This window comes from Streptomyces sp. YKOK-I1, assembly GCF_054660435.1.
This window is the reverse complement of record NZ_BAAGDR010000001.1, coordinates 9,848,464-9,861,881: the sequence shown is the minus strand read 5'-3', so window position 1 is coordinate 9,861,881 and position 13,418 is coordinate 9,848,464. Positions and strand designations below refer to the sequence as shown.

12 protein-coding genes are annotated in these 13,418 nt (G+C 71.5%); 3 read left to right on the top strand and 9 right to left on the bottom strand.

Features of this window, described 5'->3' with window-relative positions; translation table 11 throughout:
• Positions 1–22: 22 nt before the first annotated feature.
• The 3 genes from ACYQ8Q_RS43765 to ACYQ8Q_RS43755 are packed head-to-tail and all read right to left on the bottom strand — an operon-like array spanning position 23 to position 4,142.
• Positions 23–679 (bottom strand): potassium channel family protein, encoded by a 657-nt coding sequence (locus tag ACYQ8Q_RS43765; protein ID WP_460072878.1) that lies wholly within the window; start codon positions 677–679, stop codon positions 23–25.
• Positions 676–1,335 carry a potassium channel family protein gene (locus ACYQ8Q_RS43760; RefSeq protein ID WP_460072877.1) on the bottom strand — a complete coding sequence of 220 codons (660 nt, stop codon included), beginning with the start codon at positions 1,333–1,335 and terminating at the stop codon, positions 676–678. Before ACYQ8Q_RS43760 ends, ACYQ8Q_RS43765 begins: the two co-directional genes overlap by 4 nt.
• Positions 1,332–4,142: a cation-translocating P-type ATPase gene (locus ACYQ8Q_RS43755; protein ID WP_460072876.1), complete on the bottom strand. Its 2,811-nt coding sequence runs from the start codon at positions 4,140–4,142 to the stop codon at positions 1,332–1,334. Before ACYQ8Q_RS43755 ends, ACYQ8Q_RS43760 begins: the two co-directional genes overlap by 4 nt.
• A 510-nt stretch (positions 4,143–4,652) precedes the next feature.
• Between ACYQ8Q_RS43755 and ACYQ8Q_RS43750 the strand changes: the two genes are divergently transcribed.
• The 3 genes from ACYQ8Q_RS43750 (at position 4,653) to ACYQ8Q_RS43740 (ending at position 7,432) form a co-directional block, all read left to right on the top strand.
• Positions 4,653–5,378: a CBS domain-containing protein gene (locus tag ACYQ8Q_RS43750; RefSeq protein WP_460072875.1), complete on the top strand. Its 726-nt coding sequence runs from the start codon at positions 4,653–4,655 to the stop codon at positions 5,376–5,378.
• A complete protein-coding gene (locus ACYQ8Q_RS43745) occupies positions 5,375–6,028 on the top strand; it encodes a CBS domain-containing protein (RefSeq protein ID WP_460072873.1) in 654 nt (217 codons plus the stop codon). The genes ACYQ8Q_RS43750 and ACYQ8Q_RS43745 overlap by 4 nt, the downstream gene beginning before the upstream one ends.
• 291 nt (positions 6,029–6,319) lie before the next feature.
• The gene (locus tag ACYQ8Q_RS43740) at positions 6,320–7,432 is read left to right on the top strand and encodes an ABC transporter ATP-binding protein (RefSeq protein ID WP_460072871.1); all 1,113 of its coding nucleotides are present in this window, start codon (positions 6,320–6,322) and stop codon (positions 7,430–7,432) included.
• A 59-nt stretch (positions 7,433–7,491) separates the two neighbouring features.
• Here the strand turns inward: ACYQ8Q_RS43740 and ACYQ8Q_RS43735 are convergent, their stop codons facing one another.
• The 6 genes from ACYQ8Q_RS43735 to ACYQ8Q_RS43710 all read right to left on the bottom strand — a co-directional run bounded on the left by ACYQ8Q_RS43735 (position 7,492) and on the right by ACYQ8Q_RS43710 (position 13,366).
• Positions 7,492–8,904, bottom strand: coding sequence for an NAD(P)(+) transhydrogenase (Re/Si-specific) subunit beta (locus tag ACYQ8Q_RS43735; protein WP_460072869.1), 1,413 nt, complete (start codon positions 8,902–8,904; stop codon positions 7,492–7,494).
• Positions 8,905–8,909: 5 nt separating this feature from the next.
• A complete protein-coding gene (locus tag ACYQ8Q_RS43730) occupies positions 8,910–9,230 on the bottom strand; it encodes an NAD(P) transhydrogenase subunit alpha part 2 (protein ID WP_460072867.1) in 321 nt (106 codons plus the stop codon).
• Complete coding sequence (locus ACYQ8Q_RS43725) at positions 9,227–10,342, bottom strand: NAD(P) transhydrogenase subunit alpha (RefSeq protein ID WP_460072866.1); 1,116 nt, start codon at positions 10,340–10,342, stop codon at positions 9,227–9,229. Before ACYQ8Q_RS43725 ends, ACYQ8Q_RS43730 begins: the two co-directional genes overlap by 4 nt.
• Positions 10,343–10,427: 85 nt before the next feature.
• Positions 10,428–11,441 carry a zinc-dependent alcohol dehydrogenase gene (locus ACYQ8Q_RS43720; protein WP_460072864.1) on the bottom strand — a complete coding sequence of 338 codons (1,014 nt, stop codon included), beginning with the start codon at positions 11,439–11,441 and terminating at the stop codon, positions 10,428–10,430.
• A gap of 10 nt (positions 11,442–11,451) precedes the next feature.
• Positions 11,452–11,829, bottom strand: coding sequence for a DUF779 domain-containing protein (locus tag ACYQ8Q_RS43715; protein WP_460072863.1), 378 nt, complete (start codon positions 11,827–11,829; stop codon positions 11,452–11,454).
• Between the two features lie 16 nt (positions 11,830–11,845).
• The gene (locus tag ACYQ8Q_RS43710) at positions 11,846–13,366 is read right to left on the bottom strand and encodes an aldehyde dehydrogenase family protein (protein ID WP_460072861.1); all 1,521 of its coding nucleotides are present in this window, start codon (positions 13,364–13,366) and stop codon (positions 11,846–11,848) included.
• Between the last annotated feature and the right edge of the window lie 52 nt (positions 13,367–13,418).

The window sequence follows — 13,418 nt, the reverse complement described above, 5'->3', positions numbered from 1 at the left end:
AAGCCCGGGACGGGCGGCGCCCTCACTGGAAGGCGGCGTGGATCTCCTGCTCGGTCGCCGTGTGGGAGACGAGGAGGAGTTCGTCGCCGGGGCGCAGCCGCTCCGCCGGGTCCGGCGCGGTCGGCTGTCCGTCGCGGACGATGGTGGCGACGACCGTGCCCTCGGGCAGCGCGATGTCGCCCAGGGCCCGGCCCCGCGCCCTGGACCGCTCCGTGATGGCCGTTTCGATGACCTCGACGCCCGCCTTGCTGAGCCGCAGCAGGGCGACGGTGTCGGTGGCGCCGGTGGCCTCCTCGATGAGGGAGATCAGCGGGGTGGCGGAGGGGACGGCGACGTCGACGCCCCAGCGTTCGTCGAACAGCCAGGCGTTGTCGGCGTCGTTGACGCGGGCGGCGACCCGGGGCACCGAGAACTGCCGTTTGGCGAGGAGGCTGATCACGAGGTTGTCCTCGTCGTCGCCGGTGGTGGCGATGACGAGGTCGGCGGTCAGGGCGCCGCAGTGTTCCAGGAGGGCCGGTTCGCAGGCGTCGCCCGCCACCAGCCGCACCGGGACGCGGCCTTCCAGTGCGGCCAGCCGGTCGTCGTCGGTGTCGATGAGGGTGACCTCGTTGCGGGCGGCGCAGAGCACCCGGGCGATCTGGGTGCCGAGCCGTCCCGCGCCGGCGATGAGCACGTTCACGTTCCCAGCTCCTTGTCGAGGAAGCCGCGCAGTCTGCCGAGCGCGGTGGCGGCGACGGCGAAGGTGACCAGGTCGTCCGCCTGCGCGGGTGTGCCGTGCGCGGGGATGAGGGAGCGGCCCCCGCGGGTGACCTCGACGACACGGATCTCGCCGTCGACGTCGAACTCGGTCAGCCGCCTGCCTACCAGGTAGGCGGGCACCTCCGAGCGGACGAGCAGGGTCTCGCCGTTGCCGAAACTGAGTTCGGGACTGAGGTGGCGGTGCAGCAGCATCCGGTGGAGCTGGTGCACGGTCCAGCGGACGCTGGCGATGGTGGGGATGCCGAGGTCGCGGTAGATGTCGGCGCGCCGTGGGTCGTATATGCGGGCGAGGACGACCGGGACCCGGTAGACGTCCTTGGCCGTACGCGCGCTGACGATGTTGCTGTTGTCGCCGGAGGTGACGGCGACGAAGGCGTCCGCGTGCTCGATCCCGGCGGACCCCAGGACGGCGCGGCTGAAGCCGTTGCCCTCGTGGAAGCGGATGCGGGGGCTGTCGGGCAGCCGCCGGGCGGCCTGGGGGCGCCGGTCGACGACCTCGACGTCGTGCCCTTCCGCGGCGAGCAGACCGGCGAGGCCGGCGCCCACCCGTCCGCAGCCGACGACGATCACTTTCACCGTGGGGCTCCTTTCCGGCGTGCGTCGCGTCGGCGCAGCCACGCCTTGCGGGTCTCGTCCGCGAGCAGGGGCAGGGTGCCGAGTGCGGCCAGGACGGCCCAGTCGGCGGCGTCGAGCGGGGCGGTGCCGAACACGGCCTGCAGCGGGGGCAGGTAGCTGATCGCGGCCATGAGGGCGAGGCCGAAGCCGCCCGCCGCCAGCAGGGCCGGATTGGACAGCAGGCCCACCTTCAGGATGCTCTGCCGGTCGGTGCGCACGGCGAGCGCGTTGAAGAACTGGCTGAGCACGATCCCCGCCTGGACCATGGTGATCGCCTCCCGGTAGACGGGCGTGTCCTTGGTGAAGTCGTCGAACGGGATGCCCGAGGCGACGATGTGCCAGAAGAAGACGGCGGTGACGCAGACCGCCTGGATGCCGCCGAGGAACAGGATCCGTCCCATCACGGCGGCCGAGAACAGCCGCTCCCGGCGGGAGCGCGGGGGGCGGTCCATGACGTCGGGTTCGGGTGGCTCGGCGCCCAGTGCCAGGGCCGGCAGTACGTCGGAGCCGAGGTCGATGGCGAGGATCTGCACCGCGGTGATGGGCACCAGCGGGAATCCCGCGAAGGTGGCCGCCAGGATGGGGACCAGTTCCCCGATGTTGTGGCTGAAGAGGTAGACGAGGAACTTGCGGATGTTCTGGTAGACGGCGCGGCCGAGCCGTACCGCCGCCGCGATGGAGGCGAAGGAGTCGTCCAGCAGGACCATCGCGGCCGCCTCGCGGGCCACGTCGGTGCCGCCGGCCCCCATCGCCACGCCGATGTCGGCGTGTTTGAGGGCGGGAGCGTCGTTCGCGCCGTCCCCGGTGACCGCCACCACCTCGCCGCGCCGCTGGAACGCGGTGACCACCCGCATCTTGTGCTCCGGGCTGACCCTGCACAGCAGCAGTTCGGACGGTTCGGCGAGGAGCGCGTCGAGGTCGTCGTTGTCCATGGCGTCGAGCCGGGCACCCGTCACCACGACGGGATCGGGCCGCAGCACGATCCCCACCCGGCGGGCCACGGCCTCCCCGGTGAGCGGGTGGTCCCCGGTGACCATGACGATCCGGATGCCGGCCCGGCGGCAGGCGGCGACCGCGTCGGTGACCTCGGGGCGCGGGGGGTCCAGCATGCCGACCAGGCCGAGGAGGGTCAGACCGGACTCCGCCTCCTGCTGGTCGGTCCGGGGCCCGTCGACCTCCCGCCGTGCGACGGCCAGCACCCGCAGCCCCTGGGAGGCCAGCTCGTCGGCCGCCGCGACGACCGCCGCCCGGTCCCGCCCGGTCAGCGGCTCCCGCCGTCCGTCCCGCTCCGCGTCGGTGCAGCGCGTGAGCAGCTCCACGGGGGCTCCCTTGACGCATGCCTGGTGGCCCGTCGCGGTCCGGTGGACCGTGGTCATCAGCTTGCGGTCGGAGTCGAAGGGGAACTCCGTCACCCGGGGAGTCGCGGCGGCCGCCGCGTCCAGGTCCAGACCGGCCTTGGCCGCCACGACCAGCAGGGCGCCCTCGGTCGTGTCGCCGAGCACCCTCCAGTGCTCCTGAGGGCTCGCGGGCGGCACCAGCCGGGCGTCGCAGCACAGGCCCGCCACCCTGAGCAGCTCGCGCACCGGCGCCGCGTCGGCGACCTCGCCGCGCGGGGTGTAGCCCACACCCGTCACGTCGTGGTGCACGCCGTTCGCCCACACCCGGGTGACGGTCATCTCCGCCTGGGTGAGCGTCCCGGTCTTGTCGGTGCACACCACGGTGGTCGAGCCGAGCGCCTCCACCGCCAGCAACTGCTTGATCAGGGCCTGACGCCGCGCCATCCGCCGTACGCCGATCGCCAGGGACACCGACAGGGTGGCGGGCAGCCCTTCCGGCACCAGCGCCACCATCACCCCCAGCGCGAACACGAACGACGGCACGACGGACTCGCCGGTGGGAAGCCGTACGACGAACATCAGGGCCCCGGTCGCCAGGGCCGCCCCCGCCACCCGGCGTGCCATGACGGCCACTTGGACCTGCAGCGGGGTCTTCTGCCGCGGCGCGGCGGCGGCCAGCCGGTAGATCCGCCCGAACTCGGTGGACGCGCCCGTGGCGAGGACCACGGCACGCCCGGATCCGGCGACGACGTCGGTCCCCATGAAGACGCAGTTACGGGCCTCCAGCGCGGGCCCGGGCGCCACCGGTTCGGCGGTGCGGCCCACGGCGTTGCTCTCCCCGGTCAACGACGCGTTGTCGACCGCCAGTTCATGCGCCTCGACCAGTCGGCAGTCCGCCGGCACGGCGTCCCCGGCCTCCAGCACCACCACGTCCCCCGGCACCAGCTCCCGGGCGGGCACCTCCAGCCGTTCCCCGCCGCGCAGCACCCGGCAGGCGTGCGGCACCATCGCCGCCAGGGCCTGTGCCGTGCGCTCCGCCGAGTACTCCTGCGCGAATCCGATGGCCGCGTTCAGCACGACGACGGCCAGGATGGCCACCGCCAGTTGCAGGGTGCCGGCCTCACGCGGTTGCTGAAGTCCGTACGCCAGGAAGGTGATCGCCGAGGCGACCAGCAGGACCACCGCGAAGAGGTCCGTGAACTGGGCCGCCAGGTCCCGCCAGGCGGCACGGCGTCGCGTCCGCGGCAGTTCGTTGGGCCCGTACCGTTCCAGCCGCTGCCCCGCCTGCGCCGGCGCGAGGCCACGCCGTGTGGTGTCCAGGGCGGAGAAGACATCGGCGGCGGCGAGTTGCCGTACCCGTGGCGGCGGGCCGGTACCGGGCTCCGTCGTGGTCCGCGTGCCGACGGCCGGCGGGGCCGCGCTCGTACGCATCAGGCGGGTCCGTACGGTGATCGGGTCGCCGTACGGGCGACATGGCGGACCTTGCGTGAGGCTTCCATCATCGGCTCCCGGGGGTCGGCGGCGCTCCCGCCGTCTCGCCGTTCGAGCGACGGCGCCCTCCGATCGTGTGCCGGACCGCCCGGAGTCAACCAGGGCCGTCCGGGGCGGAGGGCGGGGCCGTCCGGCCCTCACACCGGGACGGTGACGCCCGCGGGTTCCCACTGCGGTTGCACCCCCGGGTGCGTCGCGGTGCGGCCCGCGACCGTCTCGGACAGCACACGGCGGCATTCCCGCCGGGCGGCGCCCTCGGCAGCGCCCGCCGGTCCGCCCGGTCGGCGGCCTTCTCTTCTCTGTTCAGCCTCACCCCTTCCGCCGGGTGCCGCACGCCACGGCTTCCCCGGGGGGCGTCGGGTGCCGTCCGGGCCGTCCGGCCCATGCGGCTCACGTGTGCGGGGCGGAGAGTGGAGGGAGGAACGCACGCGACACGAGGAGGCGGGAGCCATGTGGCACCGGACGGTGAGCGACCTCATGACCACACCGGTCGTCAAGGTGCGCCGGGACACCGGCTTCAAGGAGATCGCCAAGCTGCTCGCCGAACACGGCATCACCGCCGTACCCGTCGTGGACGACGAGGAACACGCCGTGGGCGTGGTCTCCGAAGCGGACCTGCTGCGCAAGGAGGCCGCCCGACTCGATCCGGCAGGTCTGCTGCCGGTCCTGCGTCCCGGGCCCGCCGACCGGGCGAAGGCGGAGGCCACGTCCGCCGAGAAGCTGATGAACAGCCCGGCCGTGACGGCCCGCCCGCAGTGGTCGGCGGTGGAGGCCGCCCAGGTCATGGAGCGCCACCACGTCAAACGGCTGCCGGTGGTCGACGAGGCGGACCGGCTGGTCGGGCTGGTCAGCAGGGCCGACCTGCTGCGTGTCTTCCTGCGGGGCGACAGCGCCGTCCGGGAGGAGATCTCGGGAGAGGTGCTCCTGCGCACGCTCGGCATCACGCCCGGCGCGGTCACCGTGCGGGTCGTCGACGGGCGGGTGTCACTGAAGGGCACCGTCGAGCGCAAGTCGCTCGTCCCGGTCCTCGTGCGCCTGTGCCAGGGCGTGGACGGTGTGGTCGACGTCTCCGCGGAGCTGCGCCATCAGGTGGACGACACCGCTTCCGCAGCGCCGGACCGGCCACATGAGCCGGAGTACGAACGACTGGAGCGAGAGGGAGGTGGCCGGACATGACCGGGACTCCGTACAACGTGAGCGATGTGATGACCCAGACGGTCGTGGCCGTGGGACGTGACGCGCCGTTCAAGGACATCGTGCGGACCATGGAGCAGTGGAAGGTCAGCGCCATGCCCGTGCTGGAGGGAGAGGGACGCGTCATCGGCGTCGTGTCGGAGGCCGATCTGCTGCCCAAGGAGGAGTTCCACGAAGGTGAGCAGAACCTCTCCCAGCAGCGAGAGCGCCTGGCCGATGTCGCCAAGGCCGGTGCGACCAGGGCGGAGGAGCTCATGAGCACACCCGCCGTCACCGTCCACGCGGACGCCACTCTGGCCCAGGCCGCCAGGATCATGGCCGTCCGGCATGTCAAGCGGCTGCCCGTGGTCGACGACATCGGCATGCTCCAGGGCATCGTCAGCCGCGCCGATCTGCTGAAGGTCTTCCTGCGGCCGGACGACGAGATAGCCGACGAGGTCCGCCGCACGGTGGTGTCCTCCCTGTATCCGACCGCCGGCCACTCCATCGACGTCACCGTGCAGGAGGGAGTCGTCACCCTGCGCGGACACGTACGCGACACCGCGCTCGTCCCGATCGCCGTACGCCTCGTGCGCGCCGTGGAGGGTGTCGTGGACGTCGAGCCGCAGCTCACCGGCACGGGCGCGGTCTGAGACCGGCCGCGAGGCCGCCGCGTTCGAGAACGCGCCTCAGCTCGCGGTGCTGAGTGAGCCCTCGAGATCACGCCGACCGGCTGGGAACGGGCCGGAAGTCCTCCTCGGTGGGCTGTGCGGCCCTCCGCCGCTGGGCTCGCCGCCCCTCGGACAGGGCCGTTGAGTGCCTGCCGCCGCACCACTGCGGGCCGGGAGGCTGAAGGCGCGGCTCCGGGCAAGGCGCCGTGCCCCGTGCGTGCCGCTCGCCGTCGTACAAGGCACCGCCGGGGCCGGACAGAGAGGGGTAAGGTCATGGCGTCCGTCACCTTCGACAAGGCCACGAGGCGTTTTCCGGGAATGGAGCGCCCGGCCGTCGACACGCTCGACCTGGAGATCGCGGACGGTGAGTTCATGGTCCTGGTGGGCCCGTCCGGATGCGGCAAGTCCACGATCCTGCGCATGCTCGCCGGGCTGGAGGACGTCGACTCGGGCACCATCCGCATCGGTGACCGGGACGTCACCCACCTGCCACCCAAGGACCGGGACATCGCGATGGTGTTCCAGAACTACGCCCTGTACCCGCACATGACGACGGCGGACAACATGGGCTTCGCCCTGAAGATCGCCAGGATGCCCAAGGAGGACGTCCGGCGTCGTGTCACCGAGGCGGCAGACGTCCTGGACCTCGGCGACCTCCTGGAACGCAAGCCGAAGTCCCTTTCCGGGGGACAGCGCCAGAGGGTCGCGATGGGACGCGCCATCGTCCGCGAACCGCGCGTGTTCCTGATGGACGAGCCCCTGTCCAACCTGGACGCCAAGCTGCGCACACAGACCCGGACGCAGATCGCCTCGTTGCAGCGGCGGCTGGGCACCACCACCGTGTACGTCACGCACGACCAGGTCGAGGCGATGACGATGGGCGACCGGATGGCCGTCGTCAAGGACGGGGTGCTCCAGCAGGTGGGGACGCCCAGGGAGGTGTTCCGGAGCCCGGCCAACGCCTTCGTCGGCGGCTTCATCGGCTCCCCCTCGATGAACCTGTTCCGAGCGCCTCTCACCGGAGAGGGCGCCGAGCTGGGCGGTCTTGTCGTACCGCTGCGTCCGGTGGTGCGGCAGGCGGTGTCCGAGGAGGGCGCGGCCGGGATCCTGCTCGGCGTACGGCCGGAGCAGTTCGTCTTCCTGTCGTCCGAGGACCTGGAGACGCCGGCCCTGGACCTCGTGGTGGAGGCGGTCGAGGACACCGGTGCCGTCACCTACCTCCACACCACCGCCAAGGTGGGTCCGGAGAGCGTGGACGTCGTCGTCCGGGCCCCGGAAAGGGGGCGGTACGCCAAGGGGGAGCAGGTGCGTGTCACTGTTCGACCTGGCGGGTTCCATCTCTTCTCCGCCACGACGGAACGACGCCTGCGGGACACCGTCGGCTGACTTGCACGCAGGGGTGATCCCCCGCCGGAGAAGGCGGGGGATCACCGGTGCCACGGAACTCAGCCGACGAACTCACCCACGGCCGCTTTCAGTTCACTCAGTCCCTTCTTCGCGTCGGTGAAGAACATCCCGGTCTTCGGGTCGGTGTACAACTCGTTGTCGATGCCCGCGTAGCCGTGGCCCATGGACCGTTTGATGACGACGACGCTCTTCGCCCTGTCGACGTCGAGGATCGGCATGCCGGAGATCGCGTTGCCTGGTCGGCGGGCGATCGGGTTGGTGACGTCGTTGGCGCCGATGACGAGGGCGACGTCCGCCTGGGGGAACTGCGGGTTGGCCTCGTCCATCTCCTTCAGTTGGGTGTAGGGCACGTTGGCCTCCGCCAGGAGCACGTTCATGTGGCCGGGCATGCGGCCCGCGACGGGGTGGACGGCGTAGCTGACGTCGATGCCGTGGGCGGTGAGGAGCTTGGCGAGGTCGCCGAGTTCGTGCTGGGCCTGGGCGGCGGCGAGGCCGTAGCCGGGGACGAAGACGACCTTGCTCGCGTACGCCAGCTGGATCGCCACGTCGTCCGCGGAGACCGACCGCACCTGGGCCGGGGCGCCGCCCCCGCCGGTCGTCGCCGGTGCGCCGGTGCCGAAGCCTCCGATGACGATGTTGGCGATGGAGCGGTTCATGGCGTCGGCCATCAGCTTGGTGAGGATGCCGCCCGAGGCGCTGACGAGCATGCCCGCGATGATCAGGGCGGTCTCGTTCAGCACGAAGCCGGCCATGGCGACCGCGGATCCGGTGAAGGCGTTCAGCAGGGCGATGACGACCGGCATGTCGGCGCCGCCGATGGGCAGCACCATCGTCACGCCGAACAGCAGGGCCACGGCGGTCAGCCCGTACAGCGCGGTACGGGAGTCCGGTGCCAGCACCAGCCAGACCGTGCCGGCGACGAAGGAGGCCGGCAGCAGCACGTTCAGCAGCCGTGCCCCGGGGAAGACGACCGGTGCTCCGGAGACCGTTCCCTGCAGCTTGCCGGCCGCGATCAGCGACCCGGAGAAGGTGACCGCGCCGATGACTATGTCCAGCGCGCCCGGCACGGAGACCCTGGCGCCGGCCGCCGCCGCGTCGTCGGCCTGGAGCAGGTCGTTCACGGCGATGAGTGCGGCCGCGCCGCCGCCGACGGCGTTGAAGAGGCTGACCAGTTGGGGCATGGCGGTCATCCGCACCTGGCGGGCGGCCGCCAGGCCGAGTGCTCCACCGACGAGACCGCCCGAGGCGAGCACGAGCCAGCCGGTGCCGGTGATGTGGCTCTCGTCGGCGACCAGCCACACCGTGGCGGCGATCGCAACGGCCATGGCGGCGGCGGAGAGGGTGTTGCCGCGGCGCGCGGTGCGCGGGTGGTTCATCAGGTGCAGGCCGAGCACGAAGCAGGCGGCCGCGGCGAGGAAGGCGTAGTGGACGGCGTTGGAGACGGTGTCCATGGCGGTCACACCTCCGCCTTGTCGTTCTTGTCGTTGTTCTGGGGCTTGGCCTTGAACATCTCCAGCATCCGGTCCGTGACGACGTACCCGCCGACGACGTTCATCGCGCCGAAGACCATGGCCACGAAGGCCAGGGCGTAGCCGAGCCAGGTGTGGGACTCCGCGGCGATCAGCATGGCGCCGACGACGACGATGCCGTGCACCGAGTTGGATCCGGACATCAACGGGGTGTGCAGGGTCGCGGGGACCTTGCTGATGACCTCGATGCCGACCAGCACGCTCAGCACGAACACGGTGATCGCGGTGAGGAGGTCGAGGTCGTTCATGACGTTTCACCTCCCATGAGGGCGCCCGTGATCTCGTCGGCCGGGTCGAGGACGAGTTCGCCGTCCCGCACCAGGTGGCGCAGCAGGGCGACGAGGTTGCGGGCATAGGCCGTGGAAGCGGCGGTGGCCATCGCGGACGGCAGGCGTCCGGCGCCGATGACGGTGACCCCGTTGTCGAGGACGGCGGTCTTGTCGGGTTCGGAGTTCTCGACGTTGCCGCCGAGTTCGCTCGCTGCGAGGTCGACGACGACCGAGCCGGGCTGCATCCGCTCCAGGACGGTGGCGGTCACCAGCAGGGGTGGCTTGCGTCCGGGGACCTGGGCGGTCGTGATGACGATGTCGGAGCGGGCGATGTGCGCGTCGAGCGCCTCGCGCTGGGCCTGCTGCTCGTCCGACGTCAGCTCCCGTGCGTAGCCTCCCTGTTCGGTGCCCGGTGCCTCCTCCGGCGGGCGCGGGACGTCGAGGAAGCGGGCACCGAGGGACTCCACCTCCCCTCGTGACGCGGGGCGTACGTCGTACGCCGAGACGACGGCGCCGAGACGGCGGGCCGTGGCGATGGCCTGCAGTCCCGCGACTCCGGCGCCGAGGACCAGGACCTGCGCCGGGCGCATGGTGCCCGCCGCGGTGGTCAGCATCGGGAAGAAGCGGTCGTAGGAGTCGGCGGCGAGCAGGGCCGCCTTGTACCCGGCGATGTTGGCCTGGGAGGTCAGCGCGTCCATGGACTGGGCGCGGCTGAGGGTGCGCGGCAGCAGGTCGAGGCTCACCGTGCGCACTCCGCGTGCGGTCAGTTCCTGGACCAGCGCGGGGTGGCGCAGGGGTTCGAGCAGACCGATGAGGGTCTGTCCGGCGCGCAGTGCCCCTGCCGTCTCCGGATCGGGTGCCGCCACGCACAGGACGGCGTCGGCCCGGGCGTACAGCTCTGCCAGGGGTACGACGGTCGCGCCCGCGGCGGTGTAGTCCGCGTCCGTGAACCAGGCTCCGGAGCCGGCCCCGGTCTCGACCAGGACGTCGAGTCCGGCCCGGCGCAGGAGGGTGACGGCTTCGGGGACGAGGGCGACGCGGCGTTCGCCGGGTGCCCGCTCCCGTACGGCACCTACGGTGACGGTGGTCATGGTGTGCTGCCTCTCTCCGTGGCCCGGTGGGTGCCGGGCCACGGATCTCTCGGAGGTTCCGGATCCCCCGGAACCTCCGGGCCTCTCAGAACTCGAAGACGAGCCGGGCCTCGGCCCGTCCGCCGAGGACCTCGTCGAAGCACTCGTTGACGTCCTCCAGGCGCCGGGGCTCGGCGACGACCTGGGTGCGTCCGGCCGCGTGCAGCGCGAACACCTCGGTCAGGTCCTGCCGGGTGCCGACGATCGAGCCGATGACGGAGATCCCGCCGAGCACGGTCTCGAAGATCGGCACGCTGACCGCCGCGTTGTCCGCGGGCAGGGCGACCATGACCAGGCGTCCGCCGCGGTTGAGCGACCGGTACGCCTGCTCGAAGGCCTTGGGTGCGGCGGCGAGCACGACCGCCACGTCCGCTCCGCCGGTCTTCCTGATCTCCTCGACCGGGTCGTGGGTGCGGGCGTTGACGAGTACGTCGGCGCCGAGCCGGTGGGCCAGACCGAGCTTGTCCGGTTCGAGGTCGACGGCCGTGACCAGGCCGCCGACGAGGCGTGCGTACTGCACCGCGAGGTGGCCGAGTCCGCCGATGCCGAAGACGGCGACCCGCTCGGCCGGCACCACGTGCGCGACCTTGATCGCCTTGTACGTGGTGACGCCGGCGCAGGTCAGGGGTGCCGCGTCGAAGGACGACACGGCGTCGGGGACCCGGACGACCGCGCCCGCGTTCGCGACCGCGTACTCGGCGTAGCAGCCGTCCACGGAGTAGCCGGAGTTGACCTGCGACTCACAGAGGGTCTCCCAGCCGGAGACGCAGTGGCGGCAGGTGCCGCAGGACGAGCCGAGCCAGGGGACGGCGACCCGCTTGCCGAGGAGGTCCTCCGAGACGCCGGTGCCGACGGCCTCGACGCGCCCGATGCCCTCGTGGCCGGGGATGAACGGCGGTTGCGGCCTGACCGGCCAGTCGCCGTGGGCGGCGTGGATGTCGGTGTGGCAGAGCCCGGAGGCCTCCATGCGGACGAGTACCTGTCCGGGGCCGGTCTCGGGGACGGGCAGGTCCTGGATCTCCAGGGCCTTGCCGAATGCGGTGACCACTGCGGCCTTCATGACGTGCTCCTCAACTGGTGTGGTGCTGGGGCGCCTTGATCCGGGTGACGAAGCGCAGTCCGTCCCCGGCCGGGAGGGAGAAGCCGCCCGGGGTGCCCGGTTCGACGTCGAGGACGAAGAGGGGGCGGCCGAGGGCCTCGTAGTGGTCGGCGTTCATGTGGAAGGTGCATCCCTGCACCACGCCGACGAGCATGTCGCCGTCTCCCAGGGCGAATTCGCCGCCGGGGAAGCACATCGGGTCGCTGCCGTCGCAGCATCCCCCGGACTGGACGAACATCACCGGCCTGCCCCGGGCGGCGCGCAGGTCCTCGATGGCCCGGCGGGCCGCCCGGGTGGCGGTGACGTGTCCCGCGGTGCCGTTCTCGACACTCGCCGAACCCACGGACATGTCGTCCCGCTCCTTCCTAGAACAGCCCGAGCGGCTTGGTGCCGTAGCTGACCAGGAGGTTCTTGGTCTGGCTGTAGTGCTCGAGCATCATCTGGTGGTTCTCGCGGCCGATGCCGGAGACCTTGTAGCCGCCGAACGCGGCACCGGCGGGGTACTGGTGGTAGCAGTTCGTCCAGACCCGGCCGGCCTTGACGGCGCGGCCCATGCGGTACGCGAGGGCGCCGTCGCGGGTCCACACGCCGGCCCCGAGGCCGTACAGCGAGTCGTTGGCGATCGCGAGGGCCTCGGCTTCGTCCTTGAAGGTGGTGACCGCGAGGACGGGGCCGAAGATCTCCTCCTGGAAGACCCTCATCCTGTTGTGGCCCTTGAGGACGGTCGGCTCGTAGAAGAAGCCGTTCGCGAACTCCCCGTCGAGCGTGGGCCGGTGGCCGCCGATCAGCAGTTCGGCGCCCTCCTTGACGCCGATGTCGACGTACGAGGCGATCTTCTCGACCTGCTGCTTCGACACCTGGGGGCCGATCATGGTCGCGGTGTCCAGCGGGTCGCCCTGCCGGATGGCGCGGATGCGCTCCAGGCAGCGGCCCATGAACTCCTCGTAGATGTCCTCCTGGATGAGGGCGCGCGAGGGGCAGGTGCAGACCTCGCCCTTGTTGAACGCGTACAGGACGAGTCCCTCGACGGCCTTGTTCAGGAAGTCGTCGTCGGCCGCGGCCACGTCGTTGAAGAAGATGTTCGGCGACTTGCCGCCCAGCTCCAGGGTGACGGGGATGATGTTCTGGGACGCGTACTGCATGATCAGGCGGCCCGTGGTGGTCTCGCCGGTGAAGGCGACCTTGGCGATGCGCTTGTTGGTGGCGAGCGCCTTGCCGATCTCGGCGCCGGGGCCGTTGACGACGTTGAGGACTCCGGGCGGCACGATGTCGCCGACGACCTCCATCAGCTTCAGGATCGACCACGGGGTCGGGGAGGCGGGCTTGATCACCGTGGCGTTGCCGGCGGCGAGCGCCGGGGCGAGCTTCCACGCGGCCATCAGCAGCGGGAAGTTGAACGGGATGATCTGCCCGACCACGCCGAGCGGCTCGTGGAAGTGGTAGGCGATGGTCTCCTTGTCGATCTCGGTGATCTCGCTCTGCTGCGCGCGGATCGCGGCGGCGAAGTAGCGGAAGTGGTCGGCGGCGAGGGGGATGTCGGCGGCCAGCGTCTCGCGGACCGGCTTGCCGTTCTCCCAGCTCTCGGCGACGGCGAGTTCCTCGCGGTGGGCGTCGATGGCGTCGGCCATCCGGTTGAGGACCGCGGCCCGTTGGGCCGTGGAGGCCTCGCCCCACTTGTCCTTGGCGGCGTGCGCGGCGTCCAGGGCGTGTTCGATGTCCTCGGCCCCGGACTTCGGGATCTCGCAGATGGGCTTGGCGGTGGCGGGGCTCAGGTTGGGCGTGTACTGGCCGGTGGTGGGCGCCTGCCACTTGCCGCCGATGAAGTTCTCGTAGCGGGGCGCGACGTCGACGGGACTGCCCGGCGCGCCCGGAGGCTCGTACCTCATGGCCGTCTCCTCTCGGATGACGTCCGATCACGACGATCGGGGTGATACTCGG